This is a genomic window from Actinosynnema sp., from assembly GCF_052038725.1.
In genome coordinates this window covers 1-1,517 of the sequence record NZ_JBQGCX010000353.1, presented here as the reverse complement: position 1 = coordinate 1,517, position 1,517 = coordinate 1, and the positions used below count along the sequence as shown (strand labels likewise).

General features: G+C 77.8%; 2 protein-coding genes. Both read right to left on the bottom strand.

All coding sequences use genetic code 11. The features are described from left to right. Positions 1-658: 658 nt before the first annotated feature. Positions 659-871 (bottom strand): hypothetical protein, encoded by a 213-nt coding sequence (locus ACTUAL_RS07090; protein WP_440899683.1) that lies wholly within the window; start codon positions 869-871, stop codon positions 659-661. Beyond that, positions 868-1,284 carry a hypothetical protein gene (locus ACTUAL_RS07085; protein WP_232519906.1) on the bottom strand — a complete coding sequence of 139 codons (417 nt, stop codon included), beginning with the start codon at positions 1,282-1,284 and terminating at the stop codon, positions 868-870. Before ACTUAL_RS07085 ends, ACTUAL_RS07090 begins: the two co-directional genes overlap by 4 nt. Positions 1,285-1,517 lie beyond the last annotated feature (233 nt).

Here is a 1,517-nt window from a genome sequence, read left to right as displayed (position 1 = left end):
GGCCTAGGGGGGGGGGGGTTCGCTGGGCGTGCGGCGGGCGGGTGGGGGGCGGGGGTGGGGGGGGGCGCGGATCACGTTGTGCGGCTGGGGGAAGCGCGCGTGCGGGTGCGGCGCGCGGGTGACCCCGTCGAACCTGAACTCCTGCTGCCACGCGCACGCCCACGACGCCCCGGCGACCGTCGCCCCGCACGACGAGCGGCAGGACACCTCGCTGCCCGCGTGGGCCGAGGTGGTGGCCCGCGCGGAGGTGCCTGCCTCGAGCGGGCGACTGACCGCGGTGGAGGTGCCCGCCCCGCGCGGCACGGGCCTGGGGCGGCTGCCGCGCGAGGTCGGGCGGGCGCGGTCGCCGCGGGAGCCGGACGTCCGCACCTCGCGCAAGCTGCACTGGCTGCCGTGCGAGATCACCCGGCCGGAGGAGCTGCGCGGGTGCCGGGCGGGGACCGACGCGCTGCCGCTGCTGGTGAGCGCGTGCTCGCGGGCGTGCGTGGACCGGCGGCGGCGGAGGAGGCGGGAGCGGCGCGCACGGCGGACGGTGTGCCGCTGCCGGCGTGCCGCTGCTCAGCGCGTTCACGGAGCGCCCGGCCACCGAACCGCCCCGGTAGCGGGGCCGAGGACGAGCCCGGCCCCCGAGGTGGATCGCACCTCGGGGGCCGGGGGTTCAGCGGCGCAGGTCGTCGAGCAGGCCCGCGTGGCGGATCAGCACAGGCACCACAGCACTGGACGCGAGCGGGGCCGGGACGAACTTCACCCACAGCAGGCCGGTCGCGTCGCCGAGCTGGACGCCCACCACACCGATGAGCAGTGGCAGGACGACCAGCCACGCGAGCACGACCGCCGGTCCCGGCTCGGAAGCGGCGGGAGCCGCGCTCACTCCTCGTCGGGTTCGACGACCTCGTCCGGGGCGCGCACCGCGCCCGCCGTGGAGCCGCCCGCCTCGTCGGCGGCCTGGCCCCTGCGCTCGGCCTCGCTCAGCGGGACGGCCAGCAGGTCCGGGTCTCCGGGCGAGTCGGGGTCGGTCTCGGCGTCCGGGTCGGCCTCGGGGCGCGGGCGGTCGTCGAGCTCCGGCTGCTCCTCGGCGAGGCGGTCGTCCAGCGGTCGGGGGTGGGCCTGCTCGTACGGGGTGGTGCCGTACTTGTCGGCGGCGGTCCAGTGCTCGGGCGGGTCCATGCCCGCCTCCAGGGGGTCGAGGCGCAGCCGGTCCTCGTCCAGCTCCTCGGCGACCTCGTCGGGACCGGTCTGCGGGGCGTACCCGACCAGCTCCTCCGCCTGCTCGTCTCGGCTCATGGGACGCGTGTACCCGCTGCCGCCCGGAGCAATCCCGGCGTGACGAGCGCCACTTGGCCGAACCGGGAACAACCGGCGGGCCCCCGCCGTTGTACGGATCGGTCGGCGCGGTCGTGTCCCCGGGCCTCACCTAGCGCCGTCGCGGAATACCGTCAGGCTGGAGCCGCCACGTGCCACTCGCCGAGAGGCGACCACCGCGCCGACCCCGAGCACGCGGAAGGGCCCCCCCCCCC